At 57.7% G+C, this 19,883-nt stretch carries 11 protein-coding genes; 7 read left to right on the forward strand and 4 right to left on the reverse strand.

Features of this window, described 5'->3' with window-relative positions:
• Positions 1-72: 72 nt before the first annotated feature.
• The 5 genes from JOE33_RS03975 to JOE33_RS03995 all read left to right on the forward strand — a co-directional run bounded on the left by JOE33_RS03975 (position 73) and on the right by JOE33_RS03995 (position 10,645).
• Complete coding sequence (locus JOE33_RS03975; RefSeq protein ID WP_187625711.1) at positions 73-5,151, forward strand: RHS repeat-associated core domain-containing protein; 5,079 nt, start codon at positions 73-75, stop codon at positions 5,149-5,151.
• Between the two features lie 347 nt (positions 5,152-5,498).
• A complete protein-coding gene (locus JOE33_RS03980; protein WP_010432867.1) occupies positions 5,499-6,050 on the forward strand; it encodes a fimbrial protein in 552 nt (183 codons plus the stop codon).
• A gap of 107 nt (positions 6,051-6,157) precedes the next feature.
• Positions 6,158-6,919, forward strand: coding sequence for a molecular chaperone (locus tag JOE33_RS03985; protein WP_096102389.1), 762 nt, complete (start codon positions 6,158-6,160; stop codon positions 6,917-6,919).
• 31 nt (positions 6,920-6,950) lie between these two features.
• Positions 6,951-9,464 (forward strand): fimbria/pilus outer membrane usher protein, encoded by a 2,514-nt coding sequence (locus JOE33_RS03990; RefSeq protein WP_187625712.1) that lies wholly within the window; start codon positions 6,951-6,953, stop codon positions 9,462-9,464.
• Positions 9,465-9,547: 83 nt separating this feature from the next.
• Positions 9,548-10,645, forward strand: coding sequence for a fimbrial protein (locus JOE33_RS03995; protein WP_240009394.1), 1,098 nt, complete (start codon positions 9,548-9,550; stop codon positions 10,643-10,645).
• A gap of 25 nt (positions 10,646-10,670) precedes the next feature.
• On the opposite strand, the gene JOE33_RS04000 is transcribed toward JOE33_RS03995, so the two are convergent.
• The 3 genes from JOE33_RS04000 to JOE33_RS04010 all read right to left on the reverse strand — a co-directional run bounded on the left by JOE33_RS04000 (position 10,671) and on the right by JOE33_RS04010 (position 16,656).
• On the reverse strand, positions 10,671-12,107 hold the full coding sequence (locus JOE33_RS04000; RefSeq protein WP_187625713.1) for a hypothetical protein: 1,437 nt from the start codon (positions 12,105-12,107) through the stop codon (positions 10,671-10,673).
• 147 nt (positions 12,108-12,254) lie between these two features.
• On the reverse strand, positions 12,255-14,438 hold the full coding sequence (locus tag JOE33_RS04005; protein WP_187625714.1) for an autotransporter outer membrane beta-barrel domain-containing protein: 2,184 nt from the start codon (positions 14,436-14,438) through the stop codon (positions 12,255-12,257).
• A 205-nt stretch (positions 14,439-14,643) separates the two neighbouring features.
• Entirely contained in the window at positions 14,644-16,656 is a 2,013-nt protein-coding gene (locus JOE33_RS04010) for a hypothetical protein (protein ID WP_187625715.1), read from the reverse strand.
• Positions 16,657-16,931: 275 nt separating this feature from the next.
• On the opposite strand from JOE33_RS04010, the gene JOE33_RS04015 reads away from it, so the two are divergent.
• Together JOE33_RS04015 and JOE33_RS04020 are read left to right on the forward strand one after the other, a co-directional pair.
• Entirely contained in the window at positions 16,932-17,681 is a 750-nt protein-coding gene (locus tag JOE33_RS04015) for a response regulator (RefSeq protein ID WP_010432884.1), read from the forward strand.
• The gene (locus JOE33_RS04020) at positions 17,678-18,703 is read left to right on the forward strand and encodes a HAMP domain-containing sensor histidine kinase (RefSeq protein WP_010432888.1); all 1,026 of its coding nucleotides are present in this window, start codon (positions 17,678-17,680) and stop codon (positions 18,701-18,703) included. Before JOE33_RS04015 ends, JOE33_RS04020 begins: the two co-directional genes overlap by 4 nt.
• Before the next feature lie 113 nt (positions 18,704-18,816).
• On the opposite strand, the gene JOE33_RS04025 is transcribed toward JOE33_RS04020, so the two are convergent.
• Positions 18,817-19,863, reverse strand: a complete 1,047-nt coding sequence (locus JOE33_RS04025) for an AI-2E family transporter (protein WP_003406124.1) — start codon at positions 19,861-19,863, stop codon at positions 18,817-18,819.
• Between the last annotated feature and the right edge of the window lie 20 nt (positions 19,864-19,883).

The following is a 19,883-nucleotide window of genomic DNA, read 5'->3' on the forward strand; positions in this document are numbered from 1 at the left end:
TGACTCAGGCGCATGGATTGCACGCAGTCAACCGGTGCGCTCGTGTCGTTTTCAACCCACGAGGTATGCTCCATGACTGTTTCTACTTCCGTGCACTCCAATGCGCTCAATTTTATGAGTTGCCTGAAAAGCGGCGTTGATCCGCGCACAGGGCTTTATAACGTCTCTATCAATCTACCCGAGCTGCAGGGCAATGATCTGCTCGGCCCCGGAATCACACCCGCGCTCTCCTATAGCCCGCTCAATACGCAGGACAGCGGCTATGGTCTGGGCTGGGGCCTGCAGCTGTCGCACTACGATCCCGGCACTAATATTCTGTCGCTGAGCACTGGCGAAACGTTCTGCATAGATGGAAGCGCAGGCAGCAAAGGTAGCGAACGGACCACCCGTGTCGGGCGGCTGACGATGTCGGAACAAAAACTCGACACCTTTCATTTCTACAAGCTGGATGAAAACCGCTTTCGAGTAGTGCACAAGTCCGGCCTGACAGAAATCCTTGAAGTGCACCGCAGTGGTGACAAGCGCATGGCCTGGCCTGTTCGGATCATCGCGCCGTCAGGTCATAGCCTCCGACTCGAACACAAGCCGTTCAACAGCACTCAATTCATGCTGGAATCGATCAAGGACGATCAGGGCCAGCCCCTGCTGAATATCACCCGCACCAGTACCAGCGTCGAGATCACGTTGTACCCGGAAGCCGCAACAGAGGATGGACAACTGGCACGTTTCGTCATGTCCCTGACGGGCACTGACAAGCGTGTTTCCCGGATCACGCTGCCCACGGAAAACGCGGCCTCGTGGCGGTTCGAATACGGTTTCGAGAACGACAGCCAGCTGTGCATCAAGCACGTCGAAACACCGACGGGAAGCCAGGAAGACGTTTATTACCAGGATGCCGGTCATGAGTTTCCTGCCAGCGCCAAACGCCCGGCACTGCCAAGGGTAACCCGGCATATCGTCGATCCCGGGTTTGCCCAGCCAAAGGTCGATGTCCGCTATACCTATAAAGACAGTCAACAGCGCTCGCGTAATTTTCTGGGCGCAGGTCTGAGTATTTACTGGGAAGACAACGGTCTGGACAACCTCTACAAATATGTGAACCCCTATGATTATGTCTGCACCGAAAGCCTGTGGGTCGATGACAAATCGGTGCGCAGTATCGAGCGTACGTTCAACCGGTTTCATTTACAGACGCTAGAGGTCACTACCCAGAACGAACACCGGCAGACCGTCGAGACGCTTTACTTTATCGAAGAAGGCGTACCGTTCGACAGCCAACTCAGCTACTGCCAGTTGCCCAAGGAAATCAACACAAGCTGGACGGTATTGAGTGAGCCTGGACGCGTACGCAACGAGAAGCAAAGTAACACCTATGACAGTGCTGGAAATCTGCTTGAGCACACCCGCGCCGACGGTATCGTTGAAACCAGCACCTGGTACCCGGCAGAAGGCGTCGAGGGCGATTGCCCTGCAGACCCGGAAGGATTTGTCAGCCGTTTGCGCACCAGGACCACTACCCCCGCCCAGTCAGACGAGGTCGACGCACCCATCCTGTCAACCCACTATCGCTACGCTGAATTTCCCGCGCTGACCGATAGCGAGATGCCGATCGGGATCATCCCTGAAACCGAAACGCTGGTGCAGATCGATACCGAGGGTGCGGGTAACGATGTGGAGTTGCGGCACACCCGCCTGACGCATTTCAACCGGCCTGATGAGCCGTTCCTGCATGGCCGTGTCGAGCGTCAGAGCCTGCGCCTGAACGGTCAGTCGACTCACATCGACTATGCGTACAGCAACCTGGACAGCCCGCAACTGGAAGTACCGGTGCAACAGATCACTCAAACGCTGAGCACTGACTTCGACAGCGTGACCAGCGTTACGGTCCGTCAGCTTTCGCCCCTGACCGGGCAAGAGCTGCTCGCCCTGGCCGAAGGCGTGGAAACCCGCTATGCATACGATGCGCTCAACCGGATGACCCGGGAAGTGGTCGCTTCAGGTCAGGAATTCGAGGCCAGCCGCGAATATCAATATGTCCTCTGCGCCACTTCAGGAGAACAGGCAGAACAGGTGACGATTAATGCCCGTAAGGTCATGACTCGCTCCCGGATGGACGGGCTGGGCCGAGTTATCTACGAAGAACAGGATCACATCGACGCCGACAATCTGACCGCCGTGCTTCAGATCTACGCCGCTCAATACAGCACCTGGAATAACGTGGAACAGGAAACCACTTACGACTACCTGGGTCATGAACCGTTGATACTCAACCGTCGCTTCACCTATGACGACTGGAATCAACAATGTGTGGTAACCGGAGACGACGGCGTACAAAACCACCAACATTTCGACCCCATCGGCAGTGACGACTACGCCGGGCCAATCCAGCGCAGCTGGTTACAATGTGGCAGCGACACGCCGGAAATCAGCAACTGCAGCGAAACCTGGCTGAACCTGTTCGGCAAACCGCAACAGATCAGCAGCCTGGACAGCAGTGAAAAGGTCACGGGCACGCAGTCATTCAAGTACGACGGGCTGGGTCGCTGCACGTGTCAGACTGACGAAGCCGGCTACAGCACGCAGTTCAGCTACGACGCCTGGTCGCGCATGATTACCACCACCCTGCCAGACGAGAGCGTGATCAATCGCAGTTACGCCACGCACAGCAGCGACGAGTTGGCGACGACGCTTGAGGTGGTTCACAGCGACGGTACGACCAGAACATTGGCAGGCAAACAGAACTTCGACGGTTTGCAGCGACTCACCAGCAGCACCGTCGGTCCGCGCGTGGAAAATTACGCGTATGAAGGTGACCGAAAACAGGTCAAGACCCGCACGACCGCCAAGGGAGAAGCGATCAACTTTACGTATAACCTGGCACTCACTGATCAGGCGCTTACCAGCACTGCGCCGGACGAAAACGCCGAATACGATTACGACGCCAAGAGCGCACGCTTGATCCGCGCTCATAATGATCAAGGCACACGCACTTACGATTACGATGCGCTCAACCGTCTGCAAGTGGAAAGCTGGATCGACAACCAGGGAACACCCTGGAAAACCCGCTATCAGACCTCCCTGCAAAAACGTCCGCTCAAGCGCACAGAGCTTGAAGAAGGTGCCAGCACCGGGCTCGATACGCTTTACCACTACGATGCTTTCGGCAGGCTCGACTGTATCGAACAAGGGACGCTGAAGGCTTCGATCACGTACGACGATTTTAGCCGGCCCGGCTCCGTTGTCACTCACGACCTGACCGCAGGGACGGCGCTTGCGACCCGCTTCGAATACGATCATCAGGGACGGGAAACGCTCAGGGCTCAGGCACTGAATCAACAGCCCGAGCGAATTCTTGAACAGGTCTGGCAAGCCGATGGTTTGCTGGCAAGCCGGCATTTGCAACAGGGCAGTGAAAGCCTGCTTCTGGAGAACTTTACCTATGACGCTCGCGGCCGCCTGACCTTGCACGAATGTTCAGGCAGTACGCTGCCCAGAGAAACCTGGCATCCCGTCGACACAGAGCCGCGGGAGATTATCCGCCAGCTGTTCACCTTCGATTCGCTGGACAACATCACTCTGGCCACGACCACGTTTGCCGACGATACGATTGAGCGGGCGTTTTTCACCTATGCCGTGCAGGACCCTTGTCAGTTGTCGGGCGTTACCTACCGCCCGTCCAGGGTCAGAAAAGATCCGATCACGCCGATGCTGGATCCGACATTCCGCTATGACGAAAATGGCAATCAGCTTAACGACGAGCAAGGACATACCTTGAGCTACGACAGCCAGAGCCGCCTGCTGGGTGTGCTGGACACTGCAGGCAGGTCGCTGAGCGAATACCGCTACGACAGCCATGACCACCTGGTGACGTCGCGACACGGCAGTGACAGCGAAACCCTGCGTTTTTATCAGGACCAGCAACTCAGCTGCAGCGTGCAAGACGACCGGCGCACGCACTACTTGTATCTGGGCGAGCAATCTCTGGGGCAGCAATGCGAAAACCAAGAGGACGAAACCCTGCTGCTGCTCACCGATCCGAACAACAGCGTGCTGGGCGAATGTCAGCAAGACACCCTCAGAACAGCCGTTTACAGTGCCTATGGCAATCGTCACAGCGATGAACCGCTGCTCACCACGCTGGGCTTCAACGGTGAAGTACGCGATGCCTCCAGCGGTTGGTATCTGCTGGGCAGAGGCTATCGGGCCTATAACCCTGTCCTTATGCGCTTTCACAGCCCCGACTCCCTGAGCCCTTTCGCAGCGGGTGGCGTCAATCCCTACACCTATTGCCTGGGTAACCCTATCGCCCTGCGCGACCCCACTGGCCACGATGCCAGCGTTCAAAGCGGTCGCTTGCGGCGGCCGGATGAGGGCGAGTTGTATCCAGGGTCGGCGGGTGGCGGAGGAGTAATGGGTTGGGTAGGCGTGGCAGTCGGTGCGTTCTTTACGGTAGTGGGTGTTGCATCGCTGGCGATGACAGCGGGTCTGGCGGCACCTGTTTCAATACCACTCATCGGCCTGGGAGTGGCCGAAACGACATCAGCGACCGTCGCCCTGGTTGCAACGACAGCGCTCACGGCAGCTTCCACTGCAGCAGGTGCGGTCAACGCGACCAATGGTGATCAGACTGCCGGAAGCATTGCCCTGTGGACAGGCGTGGCTGCTTTTGGAGTGGGCTTGGGCACAGGCGCTGCAAGTTCAGCGATGCGCGCGTTGAGCAAGCCTGTAAACGACAAGGGGATAAAAAACCTGATTCTTGTGGGAGTGTCGCGCGCGCCCAGCCCGGCAGGCTCACCAGGCTTAGCGGCGCGCGCGTCAAGCCGAATCCCCCAATCAGGCTCTCCAGCAGGATCTCTCTCAGCCGCCCCGGTAGCGGTCACGGCACCGGGCGTATCAAGTACCAGTGCCATTACGAGACCGGCTATGGACCCCACCCTGCTGGCGGGTGCCAAAGCAAAACTGCGCCCCGCCGCGCCGACACAGGCAGCGAACGCGGGGGGGCTGGATGAATTAAAACTGGCCACTCAAGCGCGCCTGGAGGGCAAAACTGCCAGTCAGGCAATAAAGGCGGCAGCCGCTGCTGAAGGGCCATCGGCAACATTGCTAAATGCTATCGCCAGGCATGCTGCGACCAGGGTAATAAGAAGCTGAGCACACTCATCAGTCAGGTGAGGATGATGACGCACCCTCACCTGACTGCTGTTCCGGCCTGCTCCGCATTTGGGCGGCCCGCAATGAAATGCAGGCACTGGCACCTGAAAACGTATCACGTTAAAAGCATGGCATATGAATTTACGCCAAAACATATAAGACATTTCCTACAACATTAGTCATAAAACCAGCTCATAAGACACCTGTGTTTGTGAGTGACTTCACACTAAACTCCCGCCCCGTCATGACAGTTAACACAAACAAAGCAATTGAACGACATCAATAGTTACATACACGCTGTGTAACTTGAAAATATATGTAACTTAAAACACCCTCAGGTATTTATCGTGAAAACAACTTTCTCTGCACTGGGCATTGCCCTGGCTGCTGCGCTGGCTGGCACCTCGGCGTTTGCAAATACTGGCACTATCAACTTCGAAGGCAAGATCACCAGCAGCACGTGCCCTATCGAAGTCGTCAACCCTGGCGATGGCGCAATTGGCAGTCAGGTGAAAATGGGCAGCGTCGACGCCTCCCGCTTTACCGCAGTCGGCCAGGAATACAGTGGCAAAACCTTCGTCCTGCGTTTGAATGACAAGGGCAACTGCAACCTGACCGGCACCGACGACTTTGCAAAAGTCACCTTCAACGGCGCTACGGACACCTCCGGGGACTACTTCGGGGTTGCATCGAGTACCGATGGCGCCAAAGGCGTTGCCATCGTGATCAAGGACAACAAGGGAAGTCCCATCAAGCCTGGCGAAGAGTCAGCGCCTTACAAGCTGATCGCCGGTGGGGTGACCGACATGATTTTCAACGCCTACTACCGCTCGACCGCAACGACTGTCACTGCCGGTGCTGCTTCGGCAGACGTGCAGTTTGTCGTTGCCATCAACTGATACTCCCCCTTTCGCTTGCCGTGTAGTGGCGCCCCGCGCGCCCTTATCGAAAGCATCGTCAATGCATCCAGGCCTCCACGGGGTCTGGATGCACAAGGTAAATTCTCATGTTCGGCACCCTCTGCAAGCAAGCTCCTGCTCCTGCCGTGCGTGCACGCGGCATCTGCATGACGTTGTTCATGCTGACCGCCTGCATGCCCGCAGCTCAAGCGGCATTGACCGTCAACGCGACTCGCGTAGTGTTTGCCAGCGACAAACGCAGCACATCGGTGATCATTTCAAACCCCAGCGACAGGCCGTTCGCGGTTCAGACATGGGTCAACACATCGGCCGACGACGCCACCACGCTGGTACCGTTCGCGCCATCGCCGACCCTGTTCCGCCTCAATCCCGGCAAGGAGCAACAGGTACAGATCAACGGCCTGCCCAATGATCTGCCTGCTGACCGCGAATCACTGTTCTATTTCAATGTGCAGGAAATACCTCAGGCCGACAGCGCGCAAGGCAACGTGCTGAATATCGCTCTGCGCACTCGTCTCAAGATGTTTTATCGCCCTGCCCGGTTGACCGACAACCCCACTGCACGACTGAAGGATCTGCAATGGTCGATCGAACGAACTTCAGACAAAACACAACTGACCGCCACCAACCCGTCCCCCTTCCACGTCTCCTTCATTCGCCTGGAAGTCACCGCTGGCGGCAAGACCGAAAAGATCAGCCAGCCCGTGATGCTCGGCCCGATGACCTCGCAGACCTATGAACTCAACGAGCTGCGCGCATCGCCTGGCACGCAGGTGGTGTTTTCCGCGATCAACGACTACGGCGGCTACAGCACGCCATTAACCCTCCCGGTCCGGCTGATCCCGTAAGACAGCGTCGATTTATTCCAGGACATTGAACATGCCCCTATTACCTGAACCCGGGTTCATACCAGTGCGCCTGCGTTTTATGCGTTCGTTGCTGGCTTATGGCAGCGGCGCGCTTATGCTGGATCCCAGTCCCGCGCTGGCCGCCATTTCGTTCCAGTCCGGCTTCCTGCGCCAGGGTCCGGGTTATTCAAGCGATGCGGCAGCCCAGGCACTTGATACGCTGGCCAATGCGCAGGACCTCGCACCTGGCAACCACTGGGTAGAAATCCATATCAACAGCCGTTACTTCGGCCAGCAGGAACTGCGCTTCGAAACCGACCCGCGGGGCGAGCAGCTGTTGCCGTGCCTTTCCCGAGCAATGCTCGAGCAGATGGGCTTGCGTCTTGAAGGCCTCGCCGATCCGGCATTGCTGGACGCCTCGTGTGTCGATTTGCTCGGGCTGGTCCCGGGATCACAGATCGATTTCGACGGCGGCAGGCTGCAATTGTCGATCTCCATTCCGCAGATCGCCATGCGCCGCGACACGTCCGGCCAGGTCGATCCGGCGCTCTGGGATTACGGCATCAATGCAGCATTTTTCAGCTATCAGGCCTCGGCACAACAGACTTCCGGTGCTGAAAGGGGCCGACGCAACAGCGCGGACCTGTACCTCAACAGCGGCATCAACCTCGGCAAATGGCGGCTGCGAAGTAATCAAAGCGTGCGCCATGATGAAGAAGGAAGGCGTGAATGGACAAGGGCCTACGCCTATGCTCAACGCGATCTTCCCGGTACTCATGCAAACCTGACGGTTGGCGAAACACACACTGGCGGCAATGTCTTCCCGAGCCTGCCGATCAAGGGCGTGCTGATCAACACCGACGAAGAAATGCTCCCCGATGCGCTGCAAGGCTACGCGCCGGTCATCCGCGGAGTGGCGCAAAGCAGAGCCAAGCTGGAAGTGCTGCAGAACGGTTTCCCGATCTATTCAACCTACGTCAGCGCAGGCCCTTACGAGATCGATGACCTGACTACCGCAGGCAGTGGTGAACTGGAAGTCGTGCTGACCGAAGCCGATGGCCAGGTCCGGCGCTTTACCCAGCCCTACTCCACCCTTGGCAACCTGTTGCGTGAAGGCGCCTGGAAATACAGCGCAGCCATGGGTCGCCATAACGGCATCAACGCAACCGAACAACCCTGGCTATGGCAGGGCACGCTGGCAGTGGGTACCGGCTGGAGCTCGACGCTCTACGGTGGCCTGCTGACCAGCGACATTTACCGCGCCACAGCCCTGGGGATATCCAGAGACATGGGGGGGCTGGGTGCATTGGCATTTGACGTGACGCATTCGGATGCGCAAATCGACAAACCCGGCCAGGCTAGCGTGCAAGGCATGAGTTACGCGTTCAAGTACGGAAAGGCATTCGCGACCCGGACCCACCTGCGCTTCGCCGGTTATCGCTATTCCACCCAAGGGTATCGGGACTTTAACGAAACACTGCGCCAGCGCAGCGACAGCACGATGTTCAAAGGCAGCCGCCGCAGTCGCCTTGAAGCCTCCCTTCATCAACGACTCGGAGACCGCAGCAGCGTCAGCCTGACGCTGTCCCGGCAGGATTACTGGGGCATCAACCATGAGCAACGTCAGTTCCAGTTCAACGCCAATACCCGGTATGCAGGCGTTACCTACAACTTCTATGCGTCGCAGTCGCTGAGCGATGCATTTAACAGTGGCAACGACATGCAAGTGGGGCTTAGCGTGTCGATGCCTCTGAGCATCGGGCGCTCAAGCAATGCGACCTTCGATTTGCAAAAAAGTGGCGACCGCCACAGCCAACGCGCCAGCCTCAGCGGAAGCCTGGACGACAATCGCCTGAGTTATCGTACGAGCCTGAGCAACGAAGACGGCCGCCGACAGAGCGCAGGTATCGCGGCAAGCTATCAGGCCCCGTTCGGCAGCATCGGCGCAGGGATGACCCAGGGCAGTAATTACCGCAGCACGTCGGTCAACGCCAGCGGTGCCGTGTTACTGCACGCCGATGGCGTTGAACTGGGCCCCAACCTGGGCGATACCATCGCATTGGTTCAGGTTCCGGATACGCCGGACGTCGGCGTTTTTAACGCGATCGGGGTCAGGACAGACAACCGGGGCTACGCGCTTGTCCCGTACCTGCGCCCTTATCGTTACAACCAGATCGCCCTGCTGACCGATCAACTTGGCCCCGAAGTGGAAATCGACAACGGCAGCACTCAGGTCGTGCCGGCTCGCGGCGCTGTGGTCAAAACCGTCTTTGCCGCGCGTGAGGTCACTCGATTGATCATCAACGCACGGGCCAGCGATGGCCAGCCACTGCCATTCGGTGCGCAGGTCAGTGATGAACATGGAAATCTCATGGGTATCGCAGGCCAGGGCGGGCAGATTCTGCTGTCCACAGGCATGCAACCGCAAAGCCTCAACGTGCGATGGGGCAATCAATCAGCCCCCCAATGCCGCCTGCACATCGACACCGCCCGCATGCCTGTGGCCAAAGGTTATCGAGTGCAGGAACTGACGTGCAACCCATGAAGGCAGTGAAGGTGCAGTCACGTTACCGTCCCATCAGGAAAACGCTTATGAACACCGCTTCTCAATGCCTGGCCTATGGTCTCATGGCCTTGGGCGCCAGCCATTTCAGCATCGCAATGGCCGGTGAACCCCAACAAAATCCAAGCAACGAATGCTACTGGCGCACAGCCCCGGGAATGAAAGACTTTCGTCGAGACATCGGTGCACTTTATGTCGCCAGGGACGCAAAAATCGGTTCGGTAATCGGCAGCGTCAACATGAGCGCGATCACACCGGATCCAGCTGGCCTGGAGGTGGCATGCATCAATGACGGCACCGCGCTGCTTGAGTTCCGGGCAGTTGCAACGGCACCCGTGTTTCCTGGCGTGATAGACCCGATCAACGGGGAGGATGTGACCGGCAAGATATTACAGACCAATATCCCGGGCGTCGGCGTGCGGACCAGACTGGGCATTCCATTAACCCCCCCTCCCGGTGGCCCGTGCAACAACTGTTTCATCCCTGTGGACGGCGACCCGACAGTGCCCTACCTTGGCATTCACGATCATCGGCCAATGATAAGTGCTATGAGGATTCTGCACCTGAGACATGAGGTCACGCTGGTAAAGACCGGGCCTATCCCCTCCGGCCCGCAGTTACTGGATGGCGGCGAGCTGTGGAGCGGCAGTGTTACGCCGCTGGGCAAGATCATGAGTTTCGGCCTGACAGGCACCGTTCACCAGGCCCAATGCAGCGTCGGTGCCAATGCGGTGAGCGCCGATCCTGTCCAGCTCGGGGAATGGGACAGCGCGGACTTCACCGGCCCTGGCTTTACCACCACGGCGGTACCTTTCAGCATTGCCCTGAGCAATTGCGAAACCGATACCGCCCCTGGCACAGGTTTCGTCGCTACCGCTCATATCCAGCTCGATGGCGTTCAGGGATCAATGCCGGTAGAACCGACTAATAGCGGTGTTTTCAGTCTGACCAGCGACTCTACTGCCCAGGGCATAGGCATCCAGATCCTCAAAGCAGATGCCATCACGCCGATGGAGCTGCTAACTGAAGTGCCGTTGTCTGCAATCAGTCCGGGCAACACCGTGCTCAACTTTCACGCCCGTTTCTATCAGACCGATGCCAACAGTGCGATCCGGCCAGGCCTGGCCAAAGGGGCGTTGAGTTTCACCATGACCTATAAGTAACCCGCCAGCACAACTGTGTTTACCGTCAGGGATAAAGGGTCGGCGTCAAGGAAGGAAACCGCTGCCAGGTGAGTTTCGCATCGAAACTCACCCTGACTCTAACCTCGAGCACACCGCCAATTTTAAAGCGTTGCAGGTCCGCCTTGAAAATATGGCCGACCGCGATAGTGGTAGCCTCTCCCGGTACTGGATACTCCGTCACCACCGGAACCACTACCAGAGCACCGGCGTTGTCAGTGCCACGCACTTCAATACTGACGAACTGATCAGGCCCCATGAATGACCACCTGGCGAGTGTGAAACTGGCCTTTCCTCCAGTGGCAATGCCGCCCAGACTCAGCTGCCCGCCCGTTACCTTGTCGCACTGCACAACAGGAAAACCCTCGATTTTCGACACGCTTAAGGTATGTACCCTTGACACATGCGGAAGTTCGACACCGCTTTCAAACACCTCGTAGTACACAGGAATCGACTTGTCGAAATGCTGCGCAATGTGTGTGGAGGGAATGGTGAACAGGGCTGATTCTGCCGGTTCTGTGCGATAGGCGCCCACAGTACCCGGCTCTCCCCATTGCACACGGACGGTTTCACCGGGGTAGATCACAGCGGCGTCAGGTATTTCCACATGAGCGCCCTTCAGCGCGTCATAGGGGTTGAGCGTGCTTGAACTCGACCCTGACGTTTCGGTGATGCGGGGTGCAGGCAGTACCCGTGGAACGGGCTGAGCCGAAACCTGGAGCAACGCCGGCTGTGAAAATGCGCTGACATTCCCTGCCCGGTCCCTGAGTGTGTAGAAGGCGTAACGCTCCCCGTCGCCACTGGCAATAATCATGCTGCCAGGATATTCAACAGACAGTGGCTGGGTTTCACCACGTAGCAAAAGCCGACTATCCACCTCATCGCCAGGCTGTACATTCAACGGATTGCTATTCCAGTACCACGTGATGACATCGCCCGGCTTGCAATCCTGATAAACAGGGACCTCTGCGACCAGCTGCTGGCCGTGGTCGGTCAGGTATTGCTCCGTGACAGTAGTCGTGTCGAATTTCAATCGTTCAATGACAGCGGTAAGAGGTGGCGTGAGGTCGATCGTGATGGCTTTTTTTTCGGACTCTGAAGTCTCGCCATTAGTCGTTGTCAGTTGATACCAGACGTCGTGAATGCCTTGAACCAGATAGAGGGTCGGCACTTCAAACACGCGACTGTCTGGAGGAATCACAGGGTAATCCTCGCTTTTAAACTCTCGCTCCTCAATCACATGAGTGCTGATCCCGGTGCGCCAATACAACGTCAGTAGCGTCTTGGTGCCGGGGATGGGGATGTATTCCCATTCGGGAATTTCAACAGGCAAATCCCTGACAGCCGCGCCTGCAGGTAGCAGATTCGTTTCATCCCAATCGGCGCTGTCAGGTAGCAACGCAGCCACCACCGGGGGTGGCAGAACTTGTTCCGTGTTCGTCATTTTGAACGCTCCATGTATATCCCCTGAGAGGGATCCTTATCCTTTACCAGAGCTCATTTAACACCCTAGCCCTGCATGACGACACTGTCAGAATTGCGAGGTTCTAAAGCCGCAAAAAAAGGCCATGACGACCTTTTTTCAATAGTCTTACCAGTTATAACGCAAGCCTACCGTGGCACCCCAGGGTTGCTCTATACGATTGCCGCGGCTGTAATCGACATCGGCATGAACCTGCCACTTTTCCGATACTGACATCGCGACGCCCGCTCCCAGTTCGCCACGGGAACCCGACAAGTCGTTATTGAAGCGGTTGTCATTGACCCGCACTTCATTTCGATCCATGAACTCATGAGCCAGTGCCGCACGGATGTAGGGCTGCAGAACTCGCCCGTCGCCTACGTCGAAGTTGCGTCCTGCCGTTGCCCCCGTTTTGGCCAGCAAGGATCCGGTTCGCTCGCCTTCCGCACGCATGCCGTTGGACAGTTGATAATCCTTGCCGCTCAAAACCAGGCCAGACACCTGACCGAACGGCTCGATGAAGTACCCATTCGCCAGATTGATATGCCGACCAAATTCCAGAGAGGCGCCCAGACCATTGGTGTCGTAGTCGCTTCTGGCCTGCTGCCCGTCACTCATGCTGACATCGGCCGTGTTGCGCAGGTGATTCAACTTCACCACACCGTCAAAATAATAGCCGCTCTGCTGATCCAGCCAGGTTGCGTAAGCCCCGGCATAGTAGCTGTCGACCTTCGCGCTGGTACCGCGCTGCAGGTCCAGATCCGATTTGCTGTAGCCTGCCATCAACCCTACCAGCCATTGCCCGTCACCGAATGGCAGCGGCGCGTCAGCACCGAGGCTCACACCGCTCATGGACTGTCGATAACCTACACCTGCACTTTGTTCGACATCGTAGCGGCTGCCATAAGCGCGCATCCAGCCCCCGGCATTTCCGGGACTGCTGCGCAATTCACCCATGCGGGTGCGCAGTGTAGTCAGCTCGCCATACCAGATCGTCGGTGCAGCATTGAACAGTGCGAGAACCGAGCTTGCGCCTGGGCTGATGATCTTCTGCGACGCATCCAGATACCAGTCATTACCTTGCTGTACCAGATCGTAGGACCAGGTTCCCTGATCGACCGGCCCGCCCAGCAGGCTGAATTGCGCATCACCTGCGCCAATATGCACCATGTGCAGACTGGCCTCGCTCAACGGTTCTTCACCGCTGGCGGTCACCGCGAGTTGATGGCTGCCACTGGCGTTGCCAGTGACTTCCAGATAATCATTCAGTTTTTGAGCAAAGTCGGCCTTCATGGCGAAAGTGCCGCTTCCCGACAAATTGTCCACCGACAATGTGTAGAAAGCGTTCGATTCGCCAAAGCGCACCGAACCGCCCGCCATTGACAGATTTTCCACCTTGCCGTCGCCGGTCATGATCCATTGTGCGTTGCTGTTGATCGCAACACGCTGCACGTTTTGCAGGTTGCCGGTCAGGGTGGCGGAATTCTGCAGAACCAGATTGGCAGTGGCGCCCTGTTGCGCAACCACGTCCCCGATCAGGCGGCTGTTGTCCACCTCCATGTTCGCAGCCGCGATGCCGGTGACGTCCAGCAAGACCCCGTTTGCCCCCTGTAAAGTAGAGCCGTTGTTCACGTAAATCTCGGCGATTGTGGACTCCAGACCATAGTCGCCCACCAGAATGGCCGCGCCAGTCGTGCCTTGCACGGTCGCGCCGTCGAGAATCAGCTTGTTGGGCATCGACAGATCATTACCAGGGTTGATGCCCACACCGTTGCCACCACTGATCGTGCCGCCATAGACGGTCGCAGACCCGTTACCCATCTGCAAGCCCACGGTGCCGCCACTGATCTGAGAGTCGCGCGCGGTGAACTCGCTCCGCGAACCAAGCTGTACGCCAATCAAGTTACCGCTGATGGTGCTGGCCTGGACAGTGGCGCTGGAGCCTGTCGGATCGGTGCTGACGCGACCTATCGATAATCCCGTCGTTGTACCTGTAATCGTACTGCCGACAACGTCGGCAATGGAGTTGAGCAATAGAACACCTGAACCGGTACCGGCTACGCTGGAGCCATTGAGCACCACGGCCGACCCCTGCTCGACAACGACATTGAGCGTCCCTGCACCATTGGCCGTCAGCGTGGCCCCGCTTGAAACACGATAATCGGTTACCGGGGTCGTACCATCAATGGTCTTGTCAGACCTGACGGGCTCAGCAAAGACCTCCTGGCCGGACAGCAGGAGTGGCAAAAAAGCCAAAGGCCTGAATAAAAACAAAAGGATCAGGCGACCACCAGGCAGCGGGGGATTGTTCATTTAAGGCATCTCCAGACTACGAAATGCTGGCCCACCCTCAAGCGAACCAGTCAATAACGAAAGGGTGCCAATAGTAGATAGATCCTCCCCTATCTTCTGTCGGACCGGTCCATATTACTTGTGGGACTTCTCCTACAAGTAAAATGCTATTCAAATGATGGTCTGCCGGGATCATCCTGCCCGACAGACTTTTTCGCTATAACACTCAGGGAATTTCTGGCAGTGAAGTTATGTTACATGTTCCACTCGCTTCTTCCAGGCCCTGAATGCCGACAATGGTATCGACGTACTGTGACTCAACTTCTCCATTGTTGATATTAAGCGTGTAAACCACACGAGCGTAGGCCCAGCCGTTCGCCGAATCCTCCTGTGCTGGCAGAATGTACTGATCATACGGTTGTACAAACCATTCTATGCCGGCCAGATCTGCACCTTCTGCAATTTCAATCTTCTCGGTCAGCTCAGTGCCGAGTATGTCCGCAATCTGGTCTGCCTCTTTCAACACCCATTTGAGGGTGATCTCTTGTTTTGCGACCAAAAAGCCGGAGGGTGGAATACTGACCCTGTAACCAATAAAGCCATCACTTTGACGCTTACGCAAAGACGCGCAATTAAGCATTGAAGCAGAGCCGACAGCGGAAATATCGGGAAAGGTAGCGGCGATCAATATGATCGGCACTGCGTCAACCAGTACTGGCGTTTCAGCTGACCTCTGAATATTAATAAAATCCGGATGAGTCACAGTGTAGTACACCGGTACGGTCCCTGGGCCACCGACCTCAATCTCATTCCACGTAATGTTCAGCTCGATTTCATCTCCAGCGCTTTCATTGCCGTTCAGCGTAGCCGTCTGCGCAATTGCCACCCCCTTCCAGTACATCGTAATGACTTCACCGGATCTGGTCGGGCTATAGAGCGTCACTATAGCCTTCGCATCCTTATCCTTGTCGGCGGCAATCAGGTGGTTATCCTCGCCCGACTCACCCCTTACAAGTACCGGGAGAAGAGCGGGATTGACCGGATTCGGATCCGTCGGGTTCACCGGACCCGGGTGGGCAAGGTTGACGGTTACTTCGATCGCAAGGGGATCCGGCAACGCAAAAGGCGTCGTGCCGCGCATGACCGTGTAGGTGACCGGAACGCTAACGTCGTAGGGGGTTACGGCGGGCATCGTGTATTCGGCATTCAGATGCTCCCAACTGACATCTACCGTTACTGGAAAAGGGTTGTCTCCTTCACCGATGCGCTTTGCCGTCAACAGGGTTGCTCCCCAGGTGACCACGACTTGGTCGTCGGGATGGAATTGTTCAAAAGCAGGAATCTCTACTGCCACACCCCGATTGGCGTCTTCCAGGTCGACAAACCCGTCAGCAGCCAGTGGAACGACAGGCGATTTCAGATTGATGGGCAATGGCCCTCTGGCGACCCGAACGGTCCGCACCCGCGAAACACGACTGCGGTTTCCTGCCTTGTCGAACAGTTCATAAGCTACATAATGATCCCCGGAGGCGTAGCGTTCCACCAGGTCGCGGGGTATCAACATCTGTCGACTTGCTGGCAGGAGCTCGAATATATCCGGATTGATGGGTTGATCGGCAGGCGGGACCTTATCCGACCAGATGATCGCAACCTTGACAAAGTCCTTTTTGCTTTCCTCAAATTCAGGCACTGTCACTATGACGCCGCCGTTAGCGTCAAGAGAGGCATCGTTGACTTGTCCCGGATCCTCCATGGCAAGCGGATCTTCGTTGCCGTAAGGAGGAATACGGTCCAGCGTGATCGGCTGAGGATCAGCATACTGCACCTCGTTGTCGTTCCAGGGTTTGACCCCATGCCTGAAGTGCAGCAAGCCTTCGAGTTGCGCGAACTGGCTTTGCTCGATAGCTCTCTGCAAAGGAAACGTTTCCGTGATGGGCGTCGTCAACGTTTCTATCGAAATTGAAATGAACTCACTGACGGAATCGGGGCGCCACTCAAGATGAAGTTCTTCTGTGAAGCCGGCTGGCGGTTGGCTTTGCCGCCAGTCCCCCACCGTGATGGCGAGGTCGCTTGCAAGTGCGCTGACGGGCAGCAACCCGTCAGCATCTCCGTCAATTACATCGATGACGGTGACAGGTTGCAGTGGTAAATCAGCGTTCCTGTTCAGCACTCTTTTTTGCTTTGCGTAATTGTCGCGTACCTGCTGCGCAAGCAGCGGTTGGTATTTCTTCGAATCCATGATGAGCATCTCCTGAATGGCTTATCGCAGACGGCAGAAGCCTTGTGGAACGTGCCGCCTGGCATGCCAGTGGACAACCACTGCAAGCCAGGCACAACTCTCGAATTTGCTAGCTTGACAGCCGTGCAAATCTGGTCTCATCGAAGACACGGAAAAATGTGTCCGAATTGATACAGTGATGACATGCACACGACATTTCATATCGACACGATTGCGCACCGCGCGCCAGCCAGCCGATACCCGGTCACAGGCAGCCAGTGAGACAGCGAAGGCCTATGCAAGTACTTACCGACAGTCCGGCCGATGAATCGGCCACCGAACAGCGATGGACTACCCGCGCTCTGATCGTCGATGACGACGTAGCGATCCGTGAGTTGCTGTGCGATTACCTGAAGCGTTTCAACATTCAGGCACGCGGCGTGACTGACGGCGCCCAGATGCGCCTGGCCCTGGACGAAGAAAAGTTTGACGTAGTGGTGCTTGACCTGATGTTGCCCGGTGAAGACGGTTTGTCGCTTTGCCGCTGGCTGCGCAGCACATCCGACATCCCTATCCTGATGCTGACGGCTCGTTGCGAGCCGACTGACCGGATCATCGGCCTGGAGCTGGGCGCCGATGATTACATGGCCAAACCGTTCGAGCCGCGCGAGCTGGTCGCGCGCATCCAGACCATTCTGCGTCGGGTACGTGACGAACGCAGCGATCAGCGCTCCACCATCCGTTTCGACGCCTGGCGCCTGAACAGTGTCTTGCGTCAACTGACAGCGGCCGATGGCCTGGTTGTACCGCTGTCCAACGCCGAGTTCCGGCTGCTGCGCGTTTTTCTCGAAAGACCTCACCGGGTGCTGAGCCGCGAGCAACTGCTCGATGCTGCCCGAGGCCGCTCGATAGAAGCCTTTGACCGCAGCATCGATTTGCTGGTCTCGCGCTTGCGTCAGAAACTGGGGGACGACCCGAAAAATCCGCAGTTGATCAAGACCGTACGTGGCGAAGGCTATCTGTTCGATGCCAGGGAGCTGGGTTGATCCGCAGGTTCGATACGCTATTTGCCCGACTGTTCGGCGGAGCGCTGCTGGCGATCATGCTCGCGCACTTGCTGGCGTTCATCTGGTTCACGCAATACGGCATGCGCCCACCTCCTGAAGACCGCCCGGATGCGCAGCATGCACAGGACGATCGAGGGCAACGGCACAGGCCGCCGCCGGGTGGTCCGCTGGTGGTGCTGTTCTTTCAGTTCGTCACCCTGATTGTTGCCGCGTGGTACGGCGCCAAAGCGCTGGCCCGCCCGGTACAGCGCCTTAGCGAGGCAGCCGAGCGGCTCAGTGAAAATCTCGACAGCCCGGCACTGGAGATCATCGGCCCCAAAGAAGCCCGGCAGGCTGCGCAGACGTTCAACCTGATGCAGCGCAAGATCCGTGAACAGATGCAACAACGCGGACGCATGCTCGCTGCGGTATCCCATGACCTGCGCACGCCCCTTTCGCGGCTCAAGCTGCGCGTCGAACAGATTGAGGAACCGAAGCTGCATGGCCAGATGACTCAAGACCTCAACGACATGATCAGCATGCTCGACGCCACGCTCGCCTACCTCAACGAACATCGGCGAAACGAGGGCTTGCAGCAGTTCGACTTGCAGGCGCTGATCGAGTCACAGGCCGAGAATGCCCAGGACAATGGCGACGACGTGCAGTACGAAGGCCAGTGCAAGCCGCTCAAAACGCAGCCGATGGCACTGCGCTCGTGCCTGCAGAATCTGGTCGACAACGCGCTGCGCTATGCCGGTAGCGCGCATATCGTGATCGAGGACAGCCTCGAGCGCGTGCGCATATCGGTGGTTGATCACGGACCGGGCATCGCGCCTGAGTTTCACGAGACGGTATTCGAACCGTTCTACCGTCTGGAAAGCTCGCGTAACCGCAACTCGGGCGGTATCGGCATGGGCATGAGCATCGCCCGAGAAGCCGCCCGGCGGATCGGCGGTGATCTGACGCTGGCGCAGACGCCGGGCGGCGGCCTGACGGCGATACTGAACCTGCCACGTCTGTGACGCACTCTGTGAGTGCGAACAATGGCCAGCGTGATATCAGCAGTCTCTCCAGCCAAACCAGTTAGACCGTGCAACCATTCCGTGCTTGGAAACCACTGCGAAAACGTTCGCCGTCAGCGGCTGCGGGCACGCTCGCTGCCGACCCAGTCGGTCAACAGGCTGTACGCGACTGCCAGCAGCGTCGGGCCGATGAACAGGCCGATGAAGCCGAAGGCAAGCAACCCGCCGAACACACCCAGCAAGACGATTACCAGCGGCAGATTGCCGCCCCTGCTGATCAGGTATGGCTTGAGCACGTTGTCCACGCCACTGATGATGAACATCCCCCAGATGCCCAGAAATATCGCCATGCCGTACTCGCCCTGCCAGACCAGCCAGGCAGTGGCCGGCAGCCAGACCAATGGCGGACCCATCGGGATGAGACTGAACAGAAAGGTCAGAATACCCAGCACCAAGGCACCGGGAATACCGGCGATCAGAAAGCCGATCAGCGCCAGTACCGCCTGGGCCGCTGCCGTCCCGATGACCCCGTTGACCACGCGTTGCACCGTGCCGGCGACCAGATCCAGATAATACTGGGCGCGCTCGCCGATCAGGCGTTCCAGAAGGCTGAGCACGAAGGCGGCCAGGCGCGGACCGTCCCTGTAGAAGAAGAAGGCGAAGACGATGCTCAGGGTCAGTTCCAGAATCCCGCTGCCGATCTGCGCACTGCGTGCCAGAATCCAGTTACCGACCTGCCCCAGGTGTGGTTTGAGCGTCGCCATGAACGCCGCGCCTTGCTGATCGATGGTGGTCCACAGCGCTACCAGCCGTTCGCCCACCAGCGGAATACCTGCCAGCCATTGCGGTGGATCAGGCAAGCCGTCGACCTGAATGTCCTTGATCAGGCCGGTTGCGTCACGCACATGGTCGGCGAGATTGAAGCCCAGCCACACCAGCGGCGCCGCGACCAGCAGCATCCAGCACAGGCACATCACCAACGCAGCCAGCGACTCTCGACCCTTGAACCAGCGGGTCAGCAAACGCATCAGCGGCCAGCTGGCGAAGGCCAGCACCGCGCCCCATACCAGCGCCGACCAGAACGGCGCCATCACCCAGAGACAGGCACCGAACAGCGCCAGCAGCAGAATCTGCACCAACAGACGGTCATTGTTGAACATGCGCTATCCACTAAAAAGGA

Origin of the sequence: Pseudomonas sp. PvP027 (genome assembly GCF_017833005.1) — a bacterium.
Taxonomy (GTDB): Bacteria; Pseudomonadota; Gammaproteobacteria; order Pseudomonadales; family Pseudomonadaceae; genus Aquipseudomonas; species Aquipseudomonas congelans.

Excerpts from the sequence above, each read along its gene's own strand:
- JOE33_RS03975 (WP_187625711.1), top strand. The coding sequence starts at position 73 with ATGACTGTTTCTACTTCCGTGCACTCCAATGCGCTCAATTTTATGAGT.
- JOE33_RS03985 (WP_096102389.1), top strand. The coding sequence starts at position 6,158 with ATGTTCGGCACCCTCTGCAAGCAAGCTCCTGCTCCTGCCGTGCGTGCA.
- JOE33_RS03990 (WP_187625712.1), top strand. The coding sequence starts at position 6,951 with ATGCCCCTATTACCTGAACCCGGGTTCATACCAGTGCGCCTGCGTTTT.
- JOE33_RS03995 (WP_240009394.1), top strand. The coding sequence starts at position 9,548 with ATGGCCTTGGGCGCCAGCCATTTCAGCATCGCAATGGCCGGTGAACCC.
- JOE33_RS04000 (WP_187625713.1), bottom strand. The coding sequence starts at position 12,107 with ATGACGAACACGGAACAAGTTCTGCCACCCCCGGTGGTGGCTGCGTTG.
- JOE33_RS04005 (WP_187625714.1), bottom strand. The coding sequence starts at position 14,438 with ATGAACAATCCCCCGCTGCCTGGTGGTCGCCTGATCCTTTTGTTTTTA.
- JOE33_RS04010 (WP_187625715.1), bottom strand. The coding sequence starts at position 16,656 with ATGGATTCGAAGAAATACCAACCGCTGCTTGCGCAGCAGGTACGCGAC.
- JOE33_RS04015 (WP_010432884.1), top strand. The coding sequence starts at position 16,932 with ATGCAAGTACTTACCGACAGTCCGGCCGATGAATCGGCCACCGAACAG.
- JOE33_RS04025 (WP_003406124.1), bottom strand. The coding sequence starts at position 19,863 with ATGTTCAACAATGACCGTCTGTTGGTGCAGATTCTGCTGCTGGCGCTG.